This is a genomic window from Pseudomonas sp. CF161 (genome assembly GCF_000416215.1).
Lineage (GTDB): Bacteria > Pseudomonadota > Gammaproteobacteria > Pseudomonadales > Pseudomonadaceae > Aquipseudomonas.
The window spans coordinates 77898-96872 of sequence record NZ_ATLP01000097.1 but is presented as its reverse complement, the minus strand read 5'-3'; the positions used below and the strand labels follow the sequence as shown (position 1 = coordinate 96872).

17 protein-coding genes are annotated in these 18975 nt (G+C 64.2%); 9 read left to right on the top strand and 8 right to left on the bottom strand.

Annotation, left to right across the window (positions count from 1 at the left end):
• Positions 1-419 precede the first annotated feature (419 nt).
• The gene (locus tag CF161_RS22090) at positions 420-1547 is read left to right on the top strand and encodes a saccharopine dehydrogenase family protein (protein WP_020298835.1); all 1128 of its coding nucleotides are present in this window, start codon (positions 420-422) and stop codon (positions 1545-1547) included.
• A 194-nt stretch (positions 1548-1741) separates the two neighbouring features.
• Positions 1742-3862 carry a TonB-dependent siderophore receptor gene (locus CF161_RS22085; RefSeq protein ID WP_043230091.1) on the top strand — a complete coding sequence of 707 codons (2121 nt, stop codon included), beginning with the start codon at positions 1742-1744 and terminating at the stop codon, positions 3860-3862.
• A gap of 51 nt (positions 3863-3913) precedes the next feature.
• On the opposite strand, the gene CF161_RS22080 is transcribed toward CF161_RS22085, so the two are convergent.
• The 3 genes from CF161_RS22080 to CF161_RS22070 form a co-directional block, all read right to left on the bottom strand.
• Positions 3914-5236: a hypothetical protein gene (locus tag CF161_RS22080; protein ID WP_020298833.1), complete on the bottom strand. Its 1323-nt coding sequence runs from the start codon at positions 5234-5236 to the stop codon at positions 3914-3916.
• A 135-nt stretch (positions 5237-5371) separates the two neighbouring features.
• On the bottom strand, positions 5372-6319 hold the full coding sequence (locus CF161_RS22075; protein ID WP_020298832.1) for a sensor domain-containing diguanylate cyclase: 948 nt from the start codon (positions 6317-6319) through the stop codon (positions 5372-5374).
• A 4-nt stretch (positions 6320-6323) separates the two neighbouring features.
• Positions 6324-7313, bottom strand: coding sequence for a response regulator (locus CF161_RS22070; protein WP_020298831.1), 990 nt, complete (start codon positions 7311-7313; stop codon positions 6324-6326).
• Between the two features lie 610 nt (positions 7314-7923).
• Between CF161_RS22070 and CF161_RS22065 the strand changes: the two genes are divergently transcribed.
• Positions 7924-8955, top strand: a complete 1032-nt coding sequence (locus CF161_RS22065) for a suppressor of fused domain protein (protein ID WP_020298830.1) — start codon at positions 7924-7926, stop codon at positions 8953-8955.
• A 7-nt stretch (positions 8956-8962) separates the two neighbouring features.
• On the opposite strand, the gene CF161_RS22060 is transcribed toward CF161_RS22065, so the two are convergent.
• Positions 8963-9703 carry an SDR family oxidoreductase gene (locus tag CF161_RS22060; RefSeq protein WP_020298829.1) on the bottom strand — a complete coding sequence of 247 codons (741 nt, stop codon included), beginning with the start codon at positions 9701-9703 and terminating at the stop codon, positions 8963-8965.
• Positions 9704-9808: 105 nt separating this feature from the next.
• Between CF161_RS22060 and CF161_RS22055 the strand changes: the two genes are divergently transcribed.
• From CF161_RS22055 to CF161_RS22045, 3 genes are all read left to right on the top strand, one after another.
• The gene (locus CF161_RS22055) at positions 9809-10741 is read left to right on the top strand and encodes a LysR family transcriptional regulator (RefSeq protein WP_020298828.1); all 933 of its coding nucleotides are present in this window, start codon (positions 9809-9811) and stop codon (positions 10739-10741) included.
• An 82-nt stretch (positions 10742-10823) separates the two neighbouring features.
• Complete coding sequence (locus CF161_RS22050; RefSeq protein ID WP_020298827.1) at positions 10824-11363, top strand: DUF4174 domain-containing protein; 540 nt, start codon at positions 10824-10826, stop codon at positions 11361-11363.
• Positions 11364-11465: 102 nt separating this feature from the next.
• A complete protein-coding gene (locus CF161_RS22045) occupies positions 11466-12857 on the top strand; it encodes an MFS transporter (protein ID WP_020298826.1) in 1392 nt (463 codons plus the stop codon).
• A 10-nt stretch (positions 12858-12867) separates the two neighbouring features.
• Here CF161_RS22045 and CF161_RS22040 read toward each other — a convergent pair whose 3' ends face one another.
• Entirely contained in the window at positions 12868-14043 is a 1176-nt protein-coding gene (locus tag CF161_RS22040; protein WP_020298825.1) for an aspartate aminotransferase family protein, read from the bottom strand.
• A gap of 101 nt (positions 14044-14144) precedes the next feature.
• Between CF161_RS22040 and CF161_RS22035 the strand changes: the two genes are divergently transcribed.
• On the top strand, positions 14145-15053 hold the full coding sequence (locus CF161_RS22035) for a LysR family transcriptional regulator (protein ID WP_020298824.1): 909 nt from the start codon (positions 14145-14147) through the stop codon (positions 15051-15053).
• Positions 15054-15139: 86 nt separating this feature from the next.
• Here the strand turns inward: CF161_RS22035 and CF161_RS22030 are convergent, their stop codons facing one another.
• From CF161_RS22030 to CF161_RS22020, 3 genes are read right to left on the bottom strand one after another with little or no spacing between them, the layout of a single operon-like run.
• The gene (locus tag CF161_RS22030; protein WP_020298823.1) at positions 15140-15640 is read right to left on the bottom strand and encodes an NUDIX hydrolase; all 501 of its coding nucleotides are present in this window, start codon (positions 15638-15640) and stop codon (positions 15140-15142) included.
• Between the two features lie 8 nt (positions 15641-15648).
• The gene (locus tag CF161_RS22025; protein WP_020298822.1) at positions 15649-16356 is read right to left on the bottom strand and encodes an NUDIX hydrolase; all 708 of its coding nucleotides are present in this window, start codon (positions 16354-16356) and stop codon (positions 15649-15651) included.
• 1 nt (position 16357) lies between these two features.
• Positions 16358-16903 carry an adenylyltransferase/cytidyltransferase family protein gene (locus tag CF161_RS22020; RefSeq protein ID WP_020298821.1) on the bottom strand — a complete coding sequence of 182 codons (546 nt, stop codon included), beginning with the start codon at positions 16901-16903 and terminating at the stop codon, positions 16358-16360.
• Between the two features lie 191 nt (positions 16904-17094).
• On the opposite strand from CF161_RS22020, the gene CF161_RS22015 reads away from it, so the two are divergent.
• Both CF161_RS22015 and pncB read left to right on the top strand, forming a co-directional pair.
• A complete protein-coding gene (locus tag CF161_RS22015; RefSeq protein ID WP_020298820.1) occupies positions 17095-17742 on the top strand; it encodes a nicotinamidase in 648 nt (215 codons plus the stop codon).
• A gap of 9 nt (positions 17743-17751) precedes the next feature.
• A complete protein-coding gene (gene pncB, locus CF161_RS22010; RefSeq protein ID WP_020298819.1) occupies positions 17752-18969 on the top strand; it encodes a nicotinate phosphoribosyltransferase in 1218 nt (405 codons plus the stop codon).
• The last annotated feature ends 6 nt before the right edge of the window (positions 18970-18975 follow it).

Sequence of the window (18975 nt, the reverse complement as noted above, 5' to 3'; positions counted from 1 at the left end):
ACTAGGGCCGAGTCAATATTTGCTGTCGGTTTTCCTGAAGGTCTGTAGTGGATAGACCCAGAGTGAAACGCTGAGCTGGGCAGAGAAGATCGAAGCAAGCATGTACAAGGCTTCTTTATCCTGCGCGGGTGTTCGAAGCGAACAGGCAGGTTTGTTGTACGAAGCCACAGAGGAGCGGAAGGCTATCACGCTCTTAAAGTCGGGATGATGACGAGTTTGCATAGCATTATGCCGCAGCGGCATTGGATTTTTTTCTCAGACTGTAGGTCAGTCGGATTTATCCGGGGTGAAAGCGGGCACTTTCCGGCCCGAGAGGGCGACTGTGCTTGCCCCTGCCGGATAAATCGGGGAAGCTCCCGCGCGCCGGCGCCCCAGCCAGAAAAGGGCCCGTCTGAGCCACTGATGCAAGGAAGTCATAGATGACGTTGAAGGTAATGGTGATCGGTGGTTACGGAAATTTCGGCAGCATCGTCTGCCGTCATCTGGGCCAGATGCCGGGCGTGAGCCTGGTGAGTGCGGGGCGCAACCGGCAAAAGCTTGCGCAACAGCTCGACGAGCTGCGCCAGCAAGGTGCCCAGGATTGCAGCAGTTGGTGCGGCGATGCGATGGGGCCCCAGTTCACGGCGGCCCTGGGCAGCCTGGGCATCGAGCTGGTGATCCATACCGGCGGGCCCTTCCAGGGCCAGCCCTACACCGTGGCCCGGGCCTGCATCGAGGCCAGGGTCAATTACTGCGACCTGGCCGACTGCCGGACCTTTGTCGGCGGCATCGGCGTGCTCGATCAGGCGGCGCGCGAGGCCGGGGTCACGCTGCTCAGCGGCTGCAGCTCGGTGCCGACCCTGGCGGCGGCGATCATCGACCAGCATCGGGCGCGCTTTGCCCGTATCGATCGCATCGAGCACGGTATTTCCTCCTCGGCGAAAATGCCCGGCCTGTCGACCATCGAAGGCGTGCTGGCCTATGCCGGCAAGCCGATCCAGCAACTCAAGAACGGCCGGCCGTACCCGGTGATCGCCTGGCAGGGCCTGACCCTGCGCAAGATGCCGTACCTGGGCAGCCGTTTGCTGGCCAACGTCGACGTGCCGGACCTGGACCTGTTCGCCGAGCGCTACGGCGCCCACACCCTGGTGTTCAAGGCCGGCGCCGGGCTGAAGATCGCCGGCCTGGCCAATGCCCTGCTGGCCCAGGCGGTGCGGTTCGGGCTGGTGCGTTCGACCCGAGCCTGGGCGGCCCGGCTCTACCGTTGCGGCCTGTGGTTCGAAAAACTCGGCGACGGTCAGAGCGCGATGTATATCGACGTCCAGGGGCAGGGCGTCGACGGCCAACCCCTGGCCATGACTGCGCAACTGACCGCCGCCAACGACAAGGGGCCGCAGATTCCCAGCTGCGCCGCCGTGGCCCTGACCCGCAAACTGCTCGACGGCCACGTGCCGCAACCCGGGGCTCGGGCCTGTGTCGGTGAAGTGACCCTCGACGAGTATCTGGCCGCCATCAACGACCCGGAAAACCTCAAAATCGAGTCCTGGTTCTCCGCCGGGAACGCCTGAGACGCCGCGCCAGGCGCGCTTGCCAGCTATCTTGGCGGGCGCGCGATATCAGGCTTAGAGTGATGGCACAATGGTATTTTTGTAGGACAAATTGACGGTAAAAAGTATCAACTGAGAATGAGTATTGATAATATTCGGTACCATTCTTGTCGGGCTCCTGTTGTGCCCGGCATCTCTCTAAGGGCAGTCCGTTGATGCGTCGAACTCTGGTTTCTCTGTGTGTGATCCAAGCCATTTCCCAGGCCGCCTGGGCGGAATCGGCAGCCACTGATAGGTCGACAATCGAGTTGCAGGCGATTGATATCAACGGCACCACCGAAGAGCAGGCCCAGGGCCCGGTCCAGGGTTATCGCGCCACCCGTTCCGCCAGCGCCACCCGCACCGACACCTCGATTCATGAAACCCCGCAATCCATCAGCGTGGTCACCCGCGACGCCGTGGAAGACCTCGGCGCCACGCGCCTGCAGGATGCCCTGGACTACGCCGGCGGCGTGGGCCGGGCGAACAATTTCGGCGGCCAGGGCCTAACCACCTTCACCGTGCGCGGCTTTACCACCGGCGAGTTCTACCGCAACGGTTTCCCGATCAACCGCGGCTACCCGAACATGCCTGACGCCAACACCATCGAGCGCCTGGAGGTGCTGCGCGGTCCGGCCACCATGCTCTATGGTCGAGGCGACCCGGGCGGCACCTTCAACGTGGTGTCCAAGCAGCCGCTGAAAGAGTCGGCGGTGACCCTGGGCAGCCAGCTCAGCGACCAGGGCATGCGCCGTGGCACCCTGGACGCCTCGGGGCCGCTGGACCAGGAGGGGCGTTTCGCCTACCGTCTGAATGTCATCGGCGAGGGCGGCGACACCTTCCGCGATCATGTGCAGACCGAGCGCTACGGCGTGACCCCGGTGCTCAGCTGGCAGATCGACGACCGTACCAGGATCACCTTCGAGGGGGACTTCATGCGCAACAATGCGCCCCTGGATCGCGGTGTGACCCGCTATCCGGCGCAGATCGGCGTGGCCTCGCGCGAGACCTTCTTTGGCGAGAAGGACATCGGCAAGCTGCACAACGACAACAACATGGGCCAACTGCGCTTCGAGCATTTCCTCAACGACGACTGGACCCTGGGCGGTGGTGCGCAGATCCTCGACGGCTCGCTGGCCGGCAACGGCATCGAGGCCAATGGCATTGCCGCCGACGGTCGCACCCTGGGGCGCAACTTCAACTACCGCAAGCTGGAGTGGCGTGACCGCGACTACCAGTTGAACCTCACCGGGCATTTCTCCCTGGCGGGTTTCGAGCACACCCTGCTCACCGGCGTCGAGTACGAAGACTACGATTACCAGTCGATCATCCAGCGCTCCGCGGGCGGCATCAGTTACCCCATCGATATCTTCGACCCGGTCTACGGCCAGGCCCGCCCGGCGCTGACCCGCACCACCACCCATGACCAGGAAAACCTCAAGACCTACGCCGCCTTCGTCCAGGACCAAGTGAGCCTGGCCGAGAACCTCAAGGCCCTGGTGGGCGCGCGTTTCGAGCGTTTCGAACATGACTACGACAGCTACCTGGCCGGCACGCCGAGCTGGACCAACAGCGACAACGCGGTGACCCCGCGCGCCGGGCTGCTCTACAACCTGACGCCGACCGTGGCGGTGTATGCCGACGCTGCGCGTTCCTTCAAGCCGAACACCGGCGCGGCGCGCACCGGTGGTGGCTTCAAGCCGGAGGAGGGCAAGTCCTATGAAGTGGGGGTCAAGTGGGAAGCCCTGGAGCGCCAGTTGAGCGTGGACGCGGCGCTCTACCAGATTGAAAAGCGCAACGTGCTGACGGCCGATCCGGTGGATTCGACGTTCAGCGTCGCCGCCGGCGAAGTGCGCAGCCGTGGCCTGGACCTGAACGTGGCCGGCAACCTGACCCCGGAATGGCGGATGATCGGTGGCTACGCCTATGTCGACGCCGAGGTCACCAAGGACAACCGCCTGGCCTCGGGTACGCGCCTGCTGAACATTCCGCGCAACAGCTTCAGCCTGCTCAATGTCTACGAGTTCCAGGACGGCGGGCTCAAGGGTCTGGGCCTGGGGCTGGGGGCCAAGTACGTCGCCGAGCGCGCCGGGCAGACAGCGGCCAACGCCTTCAGCATGGACAGCTACCGGGTGTTCGACCTGCTCAGCTACTACAAGCTCAACCAGCACGTGCGCCTGAACCTGGACGTGAAGAACCTGTTCAACGCCGACTATGACGAAGGTGCCTTCGGCAACGTCTACGCCTACCCGGGCGCGCCGCGCACGGTGCAGATGGGGATTGCCTACACCCTGTAGGGCGTCTGTATTCCGGCACGCGGGCGGCAACCCCCGCGCGCCGGCCGGGGCTTAGCAGACCAGGGGTTTGGCGAAACTCTTCCAGAACATCCAGCGCCGCACTTCGTGGTGATCGCCGGTGCCGATCTGCCATTGCGGGCGCCCGGCGTCCAGCTCGATCTGCACGATGATCCCGGCGCAGGTGGCCGCCACCAGGGTCTTGCCGTCGGGGCTGATGTCCATCGCGCAGAAGGACGAACCGACATAGTGCTGCCAGCGCTCCTCGCCGGTTTCACTGAAGGCCCGCAGGTAGCCGTAGGCGTCGCCGACGATGAACTCGTCGTGGCGGGCCGCGCCGGCATAGACCCGGGCACCTTCCTGCAACACCGGGGTGCGTGGGTCATCGCTGTAGAAGTCGGTGCGCAGGCCCGGCAGATCGGCCACCGCCACCCCCAGGGTGCCGCCGTTGTAGAAGTGGCAGGCATTGAGGATCAGGCGGTCGCCGGTCTGGTTGAACATCGCGAAGTGCGGGTATTCACCGGCCGGGCCGACCTCGGCCACCACCTCCAACTGGGCGTTGAGTACCAGGTGATGGCCGCACTGTTCGCCGATGGCGATCCACTGGCCGTCGGGGGAGATCGCCCCGTGCTCCATGGACAGGCCCACGGCCAGGTCATCGGGGTCGACACCGTCGGCCAGGTCTTTGTCGAACTCTTCCGGGCGCCGCAGGACCCGGGTAGCGCCTTCGGCGTGCAGCACGAAGATCCCGTCCGAACTCACCAGCAGCACCCGCTGGCCATCGGGGAAGGGGATCAGGGCGCTGGGCAGTATTTCTGCGTCTTCTTCCAGTACCAGGCTGTCCGGCAGGCCTTCACGCCCGGTGGGCCAGGGGAACTCGGCCACTTGCGGGCCGTTCCAGCCGTCGGTGACGCGCACGCCGCTGGGCACTGACCAGGCAAAGAAGCGGCGCTGCGGGCAACGTCCGAAGAACTCGCCCTGGCTGACTGTTTCAATGCGCTGCCCATTGATATGCACCACGTGCCCGCCTTCATAGGGGGCGCCGATGCGTGCCAGCAGGCTGCCGTCGTCCAGCAGCGCCAGGGCCGGGATCGAACGCCCTTCCTGCTCCAGGCGCGAATGCAGCGGGAAGTGCGCCGGCGGCCACTGTTCGCGCCAGGCGGCGAACGCGGCGGCGTCCCGGGGTTGCTGGTTGAGGGTTTCGAGGGCGGCTTGCCAGGCATTCAGCAGGTGTTCGGTTTGCGGCAGTGTCGGCTCTTTGAGCCCGTCCCACCCTTGGGCCATGCCGTCTTGCACGTATTGGTTGATGGCGCGGGTGTAGTGCATCACGGCGCTGTGCCACTGCTGTTGAGGGGAGGCTGTTCGAGGATCGGTCATGGCCAGAGGACTCCTTGTTCCGGCAATTCAGGGGAGAGGTCGCGCATTGACGCCGCCAATGTGGACCGCAAGCGGGCGCACTCTATCCGCAGCCCGGGCATTTTTTTCGCCCGGCGCCGCAGCGGGCGCCCGGCGTCAGCCGGTGTAGCTGGACACCCGATTGCGTCCGGCATGCTTCGAGGCGTACAGCGCCTGGTCGGCCCAGCCGATCAGACAGCGGTGGTCCTGGGTCGGGCGGTCGAGGCTGGCGACACCGAGGCTGATGGTGAAGCGGATGCTTTGACCCTGATGGATGACTTCCTGCTGCTCGACCGCCTGGCGCAGGCGTTCGGCCAGTTTGCAGGCGCCGTCATGGTCGGTGTGGGGCAGGAGCAGGGCAAACTCTTCGCCGCCGTAGCGCCCGGCCACATCGCCTGCGCGCACGTGCTGGCGGATCAGGGTCGAGACCTGGCGGATCACCGCGTCGCCGGCGGGGTGGCCGTAGCGATCATTGATCGACTTGAAGTGATCGATATCGAGCATCACCAGGGACATGCCGTGGCTCTGCCGGTGGTAGGCCAACTCCACGCTCTGCTCCCAGTGCCCGCGGTTGTAGAGCTGGGTCAGGTGGTCGGTGCGCGACAGGTGCTGCAACTGGGCATTGGCGCCTTGCAGGGCCTGGCTGTTGATCGCCACATCGGTGACGTCATAGATCACCAGGCACACGTGGTGGATTTCGCTGTTGGACGAGCGTAGCGGCAGCAGGGTGGTGTTCTGGAACATGAACTCGCCCTGGCCGGTGATCGGCTGGTAGTTCTTGAACCGCACCAGGTACGGGCGCTGCTTCCAGATGGTGAAGGCCGGGGTGCCAAGGGCCACCACCCGGCCGAGCTTGCGGCTGAACCATTCCTGGTCGACCTCGGGAAACAGCTCGAAGAACGAGCGATCGATGGCGTCCTTGGATTGCACCCCGGAGCGGTTCTCCATAAAGCTGTTCCACACCTGGACCTGGCATTCGAGGTCCAGCACCACGATGCCGACGTCAATGCTCTGGACGATCGCCAGCAGCCAGTGCAGCTCACTAAAATCCATTCGGTTGCGCATGGGCTCAGCTCATCAGGTAGGAAAGTTTTTGCTCCAACAGCTCCATGGAGCCTTCGGTAAACAGCAGCAACAGGTCGAAGTGAATGTTCTGTTCTTCGAGGCTGTAGCTGATTTCCACGGCCTGGGTCTTGGCCCAGCGTTGCTGGTTGAGGCGGATCAATTCATCGATCGAGGTCTGTTCCCCCAGCACCTGCGGGTGGCCGACGGAAAAGAACACGTCCAGCTGGTCGGCGATGCTGCTCAGGCAGGCGCCGATCAGGACGCTGGAGAGGTCGATCAGCACTTCCATTTCCTGGTACTCGGCAGTGCCGTGCTCCATCAGCTTGGCGATGTCGGCGACCTCCGAGTCATAGAACATCAGCAAGGCCTCGCCGGCGATGCCACTGCCGATGTAGCTCTGGCAAATGGCGGTCAACTGCTGGGCGCGGTTGGCGTCGGCCAGCAGCATCTGCAGCTCGCCGGCTTCGAGCACATTGACGTGGGGAATCGGCAGGTGCACGAACACTTCGAGCACCTTGGCGATCAGCGCCGCGGCGTAGCCCATGGACACGTTGACCGTTTCGCGGAAGGCGTCGCGAAAGGTCACTTGCGGAGCCGGAGAGGGCGCCAGGGCCGGGACCTGGGCCGTGCCGTCGAGCAGGCGCAGTTCGCCGAGCAGCGCGCGCAACTGGTCCGGGTCGAAGGGCTTTTTCAGGAAGGCCCGGGCGCCCAGCTCGCGGGCCCGGCGAATGGCTTCTTCCTGCACATCGCCGGAGATCACAATGATCTGCGCCTCGATGCCTTCGGCCTGGACCGCGCTCAACAGCTGGTAGCCATCCATCACCGGCATGGTCAGGTCCAGCAGCACCACCTGGCCCAGCCCCTGGCGCAATGCCTCAAGCCCCTCCTGACCGTTGCAGGCCTGGGTGACAGAGACTCGCCATTCGCTGGGCAGGGTTCGCAGTACCTGCTTCCTGGCCATGCTCGAATCATCACAGACCAATAAGGGGATCATGGGTAGACAGGGTTCATTGCGAAATATCCAGGCAGCCGCGGACTATTTCAGGAAGTGCGGTGCGGTCCTTGCGCGGCCACTTCTTGAACGGGTTTTTTTATGCAGCGCGCACTATAGAGTGGCCGATGCTGATAGAACAAGCCAGTTTGACGCTGTATCGGGCTTATATAAGGAGTGCCGATCAGCTTGTTTATTCGCGTGGTTTATTCTGCGCCGCAAGTGCCGGCCCGGGCTGGTGAAAGGTGCGTGTTATCTGGCGCCAGACGATTGGCGGCAGGCTTCGCGGGTGGAACTTCGATTAACAAAAGTTTGAAATCAAGCTATTGAGCTGAGTCAGTCTTTATTGATTGAACAGCAACTTTTCCTGGTGATTGTTGGTCATTACCGTTCATGAGTTGTTTATGGGCGTTGCACAGTTCTGTTGCACTCTTGTGGTGCTCGGTTAGTGCAATTGTTGATTGTGTGAGTGGCCGGGTTCGGGTCGATCTGCGCGAGCTATTGGGGCACGCCCGTGCTCGATCCCGGGGCTGCAGGTTAAGATTGCCGGCACTTTTTACCGGCGACGCCGTCAATAGGCGGACCCGTACGATCGACCCCAAGGAGCGACATGATGTCCGACACCCCCCTCGAGCAAGACGAGCTGCCATCGACCGTGGGCTGGGACGGGATTTCCCAGCGCCTGGAAGCGCTGTATCCCGGCCAGGAACCCCAGCATTTCGGCACCATCATTTCCTACAGCCTGGGCGGCAACGATCCGTTGGACGGCATCAGCGTCTACAAGAACCTGGAGCCGCTGCCCCATTGGCACTTCGTCACCTACGGCTTTTCCGAGCTGTACGCCAAGGAAAACGACAACGCGCAGACCAGCGGCTTTGGTTTCGAGCTGACCTTCCGCCTGGCCTGCGCCGCGGATGAAGCCCATCCGCCCACCTGGGCGATGAACTTTTTGCAGAACCTGGCGCGCTATGTATTCGGCAGCGGCAATGTGTTCCGTGATGGCGACTGGATGCCGGCCAACGGCCCGATTGCCCGCGACCAGCCGACGCAGATCTGCTCCATGGCCTTTATCAGCGACCCGCAATTGCCCGAGTTGGACACCGCCAACGGCAGCCTGACGTTCCTGCAGGTGGTGGGCCTGACCGATGACGAAGAACAGGCCGCCAAGCGCTGGCGCACCCACAAGCTGCTGGATGTGCTGCTGCCTTATATGCCGCTCTGGATCACCGATCTAGAGCGTGAGTCGTTGCTCGACCGGGGCCAGGTTCGCCAGCAGATTGCCGAAGGCCTGAGCCGCGACGGATCCGCCAGCGGCTACCTGTACACCGACCTGCTGCAGGTGAGTCAGCAGGAGCGCCTGCTGCGCTCGACCCTGACCCGCATCACCCTGGCGGCGCGCCAGGCCGATGAACTGCTGGCCCTGTTGCCATTGCGCCTGCCATTCGGCAAGCCGTTCCTGGTGGCGGGGGCCGACTGGCAACTGCGTTTCGTGGCCGGGGAACAGGACCAGTTGCAGGTCGAAGACCAACTGCTGACCCTGACCCTGACGCCGGCGAGCCTCGACGAGTTGCTACGCACCCTCAAGCCGCAGGCCGGTGAATACCGGTTGGCCGGCTTCAAAGGGCTGGAGTGGCAGTTGCAGTAACGGGCGCTCAGCGCATCATCAGCCCGCCATCCACCGGGTACTGGCTGCCGGTGACGAACGAGGCGGCATCGGACAGCAGGAACAGCGCCACGGCTGCCGCTTCATCGGCGCTGCCCAGGCGTCCGAGCGGCACCTGGCGGGTGATGTGTCGATCAAAGTCCTGCTGCGCCTGGGGACCCAGAAAATCACGAAAGCCGGTGGCAATCGGCCCCGGCAGCAGCACGTTCACTCGAATCTGCCGTGCGCTCAAGGCACTGGCCCAGCAGCGTGCCATGGACACCAGCGCGCCTTTGCTGGCGGCGTACAGGCTGGCCATGGCGGCGGCTTCGTAGGCAGAGCTGGAGGCACTCACCAGGACCGACGCCCCCGGCTTGAGCAGCGGCGACAGCGCCGCCAGCTGCAAGGCCGGGCCGCGCACATTGGTTGCCAGCATGCGGTCGAACGCCTGGGCGTCGACCTGTTCCAGCGGGCCCAGCTCGGCGTAACCGGCATTCAGCCACAGGCCGTCGAGCAAGCCGGCGCCGGCCACCCAGTTCGCCAGTGCCTGGCCGGTGTCGGCGGTTGCGGCGTCGTTGCGCAGGGCCCGGCCATTGGCGCCCAAGGTTGCGGCAGCGGCTTCCACCCGCTGTGGATCGACCCCGGTGACCCAGGCCTCTCCGCCTTCGGCAATGATGCTTTTGGCCGCGGCATGGCCCATGCCGCGGGTGCCGCCGGTAATCAGAATGCGTTTCCCTTCAAACCTGCCCATGGTCCTGGAGCTCCTCGATAGATAGCGGAAGCGCCAGGATTTCACCCTCGGATTGATTAGAGAATGCCGTAGTATCGCCATGGCTTATTAAGTTGGAGATACATAATGCGTGGCAGTGAACATGCCGAGCTGCGGGCCTTCGTCGCAGTCGCCGAGCAGGGCAACTTCGCCCGTGCGGCGGCCCATCTGGGCGTCTCGGCCTCGGCGCTGAGCCAGACCATCCGTCATCTGGAGGAGCGCCTCGGCGCTCGTCTGTTGAACCGGACCACGCGCAGCGTGAGCCTGACCGAGATCGGCAGCGGCCTGCTGGATCGGCTGCGGCCGGCCCTGGCCGATATCGATGCGGCGGTGGCGACGGCCATGGGCGCAGCCCACGCAGTGCCGGCCGGCAGGGTGCGAATCAACAGCACCCGGGATGCCGCGCTGCATTACCTGGCGCCGCTGCTGGCCGGGTTTATGCGGGCTCATCCGCTGATCAGCCTGGATGTGGTGGTCGACGACCGCCTGGTGGACATTGTCGCCGGCGGCTTTGATATCGGCATCCGCCTGGGCGAGCGCCTGGAGCAGGACATGCACGCCCTGAGCCTGAGCGGTGAGCTGCGGATGATGGTGGTGGCCGCCCCCGAGTATCTGCAGCGCCATGGCACACCGCGCACGCCCCAGGACCTGCGCGGGCATCAGTGCCTGTCCTACCGCTGGCCGACGGATAACAGCGTCTATCGCTGGGAGTTCGAAAAGCGTGGTCGCGCGCTGCAAGTGGCGGTGGAGGGCGCCCTGGTGGTCAGTGATCCGCAACTGCTGACCCCGATCGTGCTGGCGGGGGCCGGTATCGCCTACGTATTCGCCCATCAGGTCCAGGCCCTGGTGGAGCAGGGGCGGCTGGTGCACCTGCTGGCCGACTGGACGCCGGCGTTTCCCGGGTTCTATCTGTATTACTTCAGCCAACGGCAGATGGCCCCGGCAGTGCGCGCGTTTATCGACTTCGTGGGTCAGGGGCTGCCGTCGATTCAGGCCGGGAAGGCGCTTTTGACCGATTAAAATGTCAGATTTTGAGTCGCGGCCTGGACCTTTTCCCGCAATGCGCAATCATTAGAACGTGGAAAATCAACAGGAGAGACGCATGTTCATTCGGTCATTGACCCTCGCAACCCTGCTCGCTGTCGCCGGTCCCCTGCTGGCCGCCGACAATGACGGCCCGCTGGCCCAGGAGCTGGGCAAGGCGCGCCCGCTGATAGTCATCGCCCCCAGCAGCGTCGATCCGACACTGATGAGCCTGAAGAAGTCGCTGGACGAGCCGGCCAATCGCCAGGCCTTTACCGAACGCAACATGGTGCTCTACACGGTGATCAACACCATGGGCCAGCGCGACGGCAAGGACCTCGATCCGCAATCCACCATGGCCCTGATCCGCAGCCTCAAGCTCGGGGCGGGGGCCCAGACCAAGGTGATCCTGGTGGGCAAGGACGGCGAGAAGAAGCTCGAACACTCCGGCGCCATTGAACTCAAGGAAGTCTTCGCCACCATCGACCAGATGCCCATGGCGGAAAAAGAAGCCACCGCCCCCGCGCCAGCCCCGGAACCCGAAGCCAAACCGGCCCACGCCGGCAAGGCGGGCAAGGCCGCGAAACCGGCGGGCCCGGCCAAGCCCCTGGATGACTGAACACCAAACGCGGGCAGGGGCGAGGCCGTGCGCCCCTTGACCGGCAACCAACCCCATCGGGTACCTTAGGCCACTCGTTTTTCTGGCCGGGTACCGCTTCCCATGTCTTCACGCCGCTCGACCCTGATCGCCCTGCTGGTGGCGGTGACCTTTTTCATGGAAAACCTCGACGCCACGGTGATCGCCACCGCGCTGCCGGACATGGCCCGCACCTTTGGCGTGGCCGCCGTGGACCTGAACATCGGCATGAGCGCCTACATGCTGGCGCTCGCGGTGTTTATCCCCATCAGCGGCTGGCTCGCCGACCGCTTCGGTTCGCGCTGGGTATTCGGTTCGGCCATCGTCCTGTTCAGTGTCTCGTCCCTGCTGTGCGGCTTGAGCGATAGCTTGCAGACCTTTGTCGCGGCCCGGGTGCTGCAAGGCATCAGCGGCGCGATGATGGTCCCGGTGGGGCGCCTGGCGGTGTTGCGGGTCACTGAAAAGAAGGACCTGGTGCGGGCGATTTCCTTCATTACCTGGCCGGGCCTGGTGGCACCGATCCTGGGGCCGCCGCTGGGCGGGTTTATCGTCACTCATGCCTCCTGGCCCTGGATCTTCTACCTCAATCTGCCCCTCGGTCTGCTGGCCCTGATCGCCGCGCTGGTGCTGCTGCCCAGGCGCGACGAGCTTCGTTCGCGCCGCTTCGACCTGGCTGGCTTCGTGCTGGTGGGCGGCGCCTGTGCGGCGCTTCTGTATGGGGTCGAGCTGCTCGGCCTGGGGCGCGCCCAGTGGTGGCCGGGGCTGATTCTGGCCGGTGCCGGGCTGCTGCTGGCGGCCCTGGCCTGGGCCCATATGCGCCGCCGTGCAGAACCGCTGTTGCGCCTGACGGTGATCGGGGTACGCACCTTTGGCGTCAGCCTGTTCAGCGGTTCGCTGTTTCGCATCGCCATCAGCACCTTGCCGTTTCTGTTGCCGCTGATGTTCCAGCTCGGGTTCGGGCTGTCGGCGCTGGATGCCGGGTTGCTGGTGCTGGCGGTGTTTGCCGGCAACCTGGCGATGAAACCCTTCACCACGGCGCTGATGCAGCGCTGGGGATTTCGTCCGGTGCTGCTGGTCAATGGCATTCTCGGCGCCCTAGCGATTGCCGCCTGCGCCTGGCTGGAACCACGCATGGGGTGGCCGCTGATTATGGTGATCCTGTTTGTCGGCGGCTTGTCCCGTTCGATGCAGTTCACCGCGTTCAACACCCTGGGATTTGCCGACGTGCCCAAGGAGCAAATGAGCGATGCCTCGACCCTGTTCAGTATGTTTTTCCAGCTGAGCATGGGCCTGGGAGTGGCCATCGGCGCCTTGCTGCTGCGCCTGGCGATGGCTGCCCATGGCAATGATGGGCAGGCCGCCACGGCGGATTTTCAGCTGAGCTTTCTGTGGGTTGCGCTGATCGCCCTGCTGGCCTTGCTGGGCACCTTGCGCCTGCCGGCCAAGGCCGGGGAGGCGGTGCTGCAATCCAGGTAAGGCGCCGTGCTCAGGCGCGGCCCAGGGCCCGGCACAGGCCCTGGACGATCAACTCCACCTCGTCGGCATCGATCACCAGGGGCGGCAGCAAACGGATAGTCTGGCCCCGGGTGACATTGATCAGCAGGCCCTGTTCGCGGGCCGCGAGCCCCACCAGGTCGGGCTGCGGGCGCTTGAGTTCGATGCCGATCATCAGCCCCAGGCCGCGCACCTGAAGCACCTCGGGGTGGGTCCTGAGTTCGTTGCGCAGGCGTTGCAGCAGTTGCTCGCCCTGGCACCGGGCGTTGGCCAGCAGATCCTGTTCCTCGATGATCTGCAGCACGGTGCAGGCCACCCGGCACGCCAGGGGGTTGCCGCCAAAGGTGCTGCCGTGGCTGCCGGGGGTGAACAGTTGCGCGGCCTTGCCCCGGGCCAGGCAGGCGCCGATGGGAATGCCGTTGCCCAGGCCCTTGGCCAGGGTCATCACATCCGGCACCACCTGTTCATGCTGGCAGGCGAACCAGTGGCCGGTGCGCCCGATACCGGTCTGGATCTCATCCAGCATCAGCAACCAGTCGCGCCGATGGCACAAGGCGCGGACCGCCTTGAGGTAACCCGGCGGCGGCAGTTGCACACCGCTTTCGCCCTGGATCGGCTCCATCAGCACGGCGCTGATGCGTTGCCCGTATTCGCTGGCAATGTGCTCCAGGGCGACGATGTCGCCAAACGCCACCTTGATGAAATCCCCCGGCAGGCAGCCGAACCCGAGGCGCACCGCAGGCCCGTCGCTGGCTGACAGGGTGCCCAGGGTGCGCCCGTGGAAGGCGTTTTCCATGACCACCACCAGGGGCTGCTGGATGCCTTTGTTCCAGGCGTGCAGGCGGGCCAGCTTGAGCGCGGTTTCATTGGCCTCGGCCCCGGAATTGTTGAAGAACGCACGCTCCATCCCGGCCAGGGCGGTGAGCTTTTGCGCCAGTTGTTGCTGCCAGTCGATGGTGTAGAGGTTGGAGGTGTGCAGCAGCAAACCGGCCTGTTCGCTGATGGCCTGGACCAGCTTGGGGTGGGAGTGGCCGACACCGGTCACCGCGACGCCGGCCACCGCATCCAGGTATTCGCGGCCGGCCTGATCCCAGAGACGGGTGCCCAGCCCTCTGATGAAGCTCAGAGGCTGGGGTTGGTAGGTGTGCATCAGGCTGGTGGCGGGCATGGGGTGAAACTCCATCTCGGGTGGGGGTTTTCCAGTATCTTTGGCCACCGGTGCTGGATAAACGCGCTAAGTCTTTAATGATCTTCAATCAGGGCTTGATAATGGATGTGTTCCTGGCGATGTCGGTGTACGTCAAGGTGGTGGAGAGCGGCAGCATGACGGCTGCGGCGAATGAGTGCGGGCTGTCGACCACCATGGTCGGCAACCACGTGCGGGCACTGGAAGAGCGCCTGGGCGTCAGCCTGCTCAACCGCACCACACGCCGCCAGCGCCTCACCGAGTTCGGCGCCGATTACTACCAGCGCTGCCTCGCGGTGCTGGGGCTGGTGGCCGACTCCGAACGCCTGGCCGAGCAGGCCCAGGGCGAGCCAGCGGGGATCCTGCGCATTACCGCGCCACTGACCTTCGGCACCGAGCGCCTGGCGCCGGCCCTCAGCGAGTTCTTGCAGCGCTGCCCGCAGGTCAAGGTCGACGTGGTGCTGGCCAACCAGCGCCACGATCTGATCGACAGCGGTTTCGACGTGGCGATTCGCCTGGGCAATCTCGAGCCATCGGCGCTGATCGCCCGGCCGCTGCAGGACTACACCCTGACCATTTGCGCCGCTCCGGACTACCTGCGGCGCTGTGGTACGCCGCAGACGCCTGGCGATCTGCAGCAGCACAATTGCCTGGCATTCGCCTATCCGGCCGGGGATGAGTGGAGTTCCACCGCCCGCCAGTGGCCGCTGAGCGGGCCCGAGGGCGAGGTGCTGGTGCCGGTGTCCGGTTCGCTGGTGATCAACTCGTCGGCCGGCTTGTATCAGGCGGCCCGCGCCGGGCTGGGGGTGGTGATGCTGCCCGACGCCCTGGTCCAGGACGATCTGGAGCAGGGGCGGCTGGTGGCGGTGCTGCAGGGCTACCAACTGCCCCGGCGCGCGACCCACCTGCTGTACGCCCAGGACCGCTACCGGCTGCCCAAGCTGCGCAGTTTCGTCGAGTTTGCCCTGGAGAAGTGGGGCCGGGCGCCTTAGCACCGGTTCACGATCGGCAGCAGAGGGCTCATGGGGCGTTCAAGATGGCGTCCCCAAACATCCCTTGCTCGATCGTGAACAGGTTCCTAGGCCGACTCGCTGGCGAGCAGCAGCATGGCCGCCGACAGGGTATGGCCGTCGGTGATCTTGCCGCCGGCAATCAGGCGCATCAGCTCCTGGCGGGTCACCCACAGCAACTCATCCACTTCGCCGTCGGTGTCGCCGGCCGTCTGGTCGTCGATCAACACCTGGCACACCGCGACCGCACTGGCGATCAGCGAGGTGTTGCTGTGCAGCAGGCCCAGGTCCTTGACCTCTCGGGCCTGCCAGCCGGTTTCTTCCAGCAGTTCGCGGACGGCGGCGTCACGCGGGCTTTCACCCGCGTCGATGGCGCCCCGGGGAAACTCCAGGGACATGCCGCCGATGGCCCGGCGCTTGAGGTGGGCCAGCATCAGGCGGCCATCGGCCAGGGTCGGTACGGTGACCACGCCATTTACCGCCTGGGGCTCCTTGATGATGAAGTAGCCGTTCTCACGCACGACCTTGAAATACGGGGTTTGCAGCAGGGTTTCGTCAGCGGGCTTCATGCGCGGTATTACTCCAGAAAGCAGCGATCAAAAAGGTACAGCTGGGCAGGCTTGAGGTTGGCCAGGGTGGCTTGCGGGCGGCCACCGTCGCCGCTTTTCTTGCGTCCGGTTTCTGCCAGGTGGCCGGCTTCGCCCATCTTCAGCAAGCGTTGGCGGATGCTGGTTTTCAGCACCGGGCGGGCCAGCACCAGGGAAAAGATGCTCACCGCTTCCGGGGCGCTGAACTCGTTGCCGAGAAACATCAGCGGCAGGCTGCTGTAGAGCGACTTCGACAGCAGGCGTTCGTGCACCGCGGCCACCAGGCGGTTGTGGTCGAATGGCAGTTTGAAGCTGGCGCTGGCGACCTCGTTCAGGGGCTGGAATACCTGATGCTCGGCCAGCGGCACCGGGTCGCTGACGATGGCCAGGTAAAAGGTCGAGGACGACCAGCAGCGGGGGTCGCGAAAGGCGTCCCCCACAGTGCCGACCTGTTCGATCCAGGCCAGGGGCATGTCGACTTTGCTCGAGGCGCGCAGGCGTTCCACGGCGTCCTCCAGACTCAGGTCGACGACGTCGCCGTTGACCACGATCCCGGGCAGGGCCCAGTGCCCGGCGAAGGGTTCGCCGTCACGTTTGTTGAGGAGGATTTCCAGCGCCTGGGTGTCCCGGCAGTAGCGCAGTACACACAGGTCGATGGTGTGCAGGTAGGCGCTTTGTTTGGCGGTGCGGTCTTGCATGTCAGTTCCCGTGGGCGGCGTAGAGGCCGTAGTTTAGCGGATCCATGCCCGGTGCCATCCAGTGGCTGGGCAGGCTTTCACCCTGGGCCAGGCGTTCACGCATGGCGGTGCTGCGCACGCCGATCTGTTCCTCGACGCAGAGCACGGAAAACCGCTGCAGCAATTCGGCGCCGCGATAGAAGCTGGGCAGCAGGGCCTGCACGTCTTCGCCCACCACCAGCGCGATCTGCTGGTCGGGAATGTCGAGGCCGGCGGCCAGGCGATCGAGCAGGGTGTAGCTGTAGATCGCGCCTTCAACCTCGCGCGCCAGCTGTTGCTCGATGCGGCTCACCCTGACCTCGGCGGCACAACGGTCTTGCACATGGGCCACGATGGTTTGCAGCCAATTCATGCGCAGCTCGAAATCGGCCATGCGCTTGCCATAAGGGTGGCGGAAGCTGGGCGCCACCAGCACCCGGCGTGCCTGGCGCGAGGCTTGGATCATGACTTGGGCGTGGCCGGCATGGGGTGGATTGAACGCACCGCCATAAAGGGCTATCTCATACATCGTGGGCTCTCCCTGTTGGTACATGACGTGTACCTTAGCATCGAATTCTGCAAAGGGATATGCCTCAGGTTGTCGCACGTATTGTCTAGATAGTGCTTGGTAAAGGTCGGCATGAAAAATAGTTGCCGTGAGTTGTTGATATGAAAGTACATGACGTGTACCTTATGTTCCATGCAGAGGAGAGACCCGCCATGAACGCTTCAACCCTGAAAACCGCTTCCTTCGATGTCGATGCGCAAAAGAGCTTCACCCCGTTGTGCCCTGACGAGCTGCCGGTAGCCGGTGGCGATCGCATCGGCGGCGAGCTGAACTTCATGGCGAGCCTGGCCAGCCTGCGGGTCGGCAGCAAGGATGCCCACAGCCCGCAAGCACCGTGGGTCGTGGCCGAGCACTCGCAGATGCTGCAGCCCACCGGCCTGGAACATGCCGACATCACCTGGGTCAGCCACTGCGTACCCGGCACCGAAGGATTCACCCTGCTGGACGAGCTGCCGACGCCCTACGACTACGACTACTTCGTGTGGAAGGGCGTGGAACCGGACCTGCACCCTTACGGCGCCTGCTACCACGACCTGCACGGCAAGCTGTCCACCGGGGTCATCGAGTACCTGCGCAGCCAGGGGGTGGCCCAGGTGATAGTCGGCGGCCTGGCCCTGGACTTCTGCGTCAAGACCACCGCCCTGCAACTGGCCGCCGCCGGGTTCAAGGTGATCATCCACTTGCCGGCCTGCCGCGCCATCAGCGAGCCGGGCGCCGAACAGGCCATCCGTGACATGCAGCAAGCGGGGATCTCGATGGGCGAGACCCGTGAACAGACCGCCGAATTGGCAAGCGCATAAGGAACCACCATGGAAAGTGCATTCGATCGCAGCAACGGTGTCATCCAGAGTCTGCTGGACACTGATTACTACACCTTCACCATGATGCAGGCGGTGTTGCACCAGCACCCCAATGTTGAAGTCGAGTACCTGTTTATCGTGCGCTCCAAGGAGCGGCTCGGGCACTTGATCCCAGAGATTCGCGAAGAGCTGGAAAAGCTCGCCGGCCTGCAGATGCGCGAAGGTGAGCAACGCTTTCTGTTCAACAAGCGTTTTCGCGAGTACCTGACGCCGGACTTCGAACAGTTCCTCGGCCTGTTTCGCTTCAACCTGCGCTACATCCATGTCTCGGAGGTCGACGGCCAGCTGAATATCCGGGTTCGCGGGCCGATGCTGCACTGCATCATGTTCGAACAGCCGGTGCTGGCGATGGTCAGCGAGCTGCGCAACCGGGACAAATACCCGGACGTGGAGCTGGCCGATGTCACCCGCAAGCTGTATCAGAAATTCGAATGGCTGGAAAAAAACGCCAGCCGCGAAGAGCTCGCCGAATTGCGGGTTTCGGATTTCTCGACCCGTCGGCGCCTGTCGTTCCGGGCCCAGCGCGAAGTGGTCAATGTGATGCGCAGCGACTTCCCCGGGGTGTTCGTCGGCACCAGCAACGCGCACCTGGCCTATGAGTTCGACCTGCCGCTGATTGGCACCATGGCTCACCAATGGCTGATGGTGCACCAGCAACTGGGCCGCTTGCGCGAAAGCCAGAATGCGGCGCTGGAGAACTGGGTGCACGAGTACCGCGGTCGCCTGGGGATTGCCTTGACCGACTGCATCAGCACCGACTTTTTCCTCAAGGATTTCGACCTGTACTTCGCCAAGCTGTACGACGGTTTGCGCCAGGATTCGGGCGACCCCATCGTCTGGGCCGACAAGGTGCTGGGGCGCTATGCAGAGCTGGGTATCGACGCCCGGACCAAGGACCTGATGTTCTCCGACGGCCTGAACTTCGAGAAATGCCTGCCGATCCTGCGTCACGTGCGGGGCAAGGCCAGGTTCGGTTTCGGCATGGGCACCAGCCTGGCCTGCGACGTCGATGGCGTCGAGCCTTTGAGCATCGTGATGAAGCTGGTAAGGGTACACGGCGAGCCGGTGGTGAAGTTCTCCGATGACCCGATCAAGAACGTCTGTGAGGACGTGTCGTTCCTGCGCTATGCGGCGCAGGTGTTCAATGTTGACCTGAACAATCAGTAACGGGAG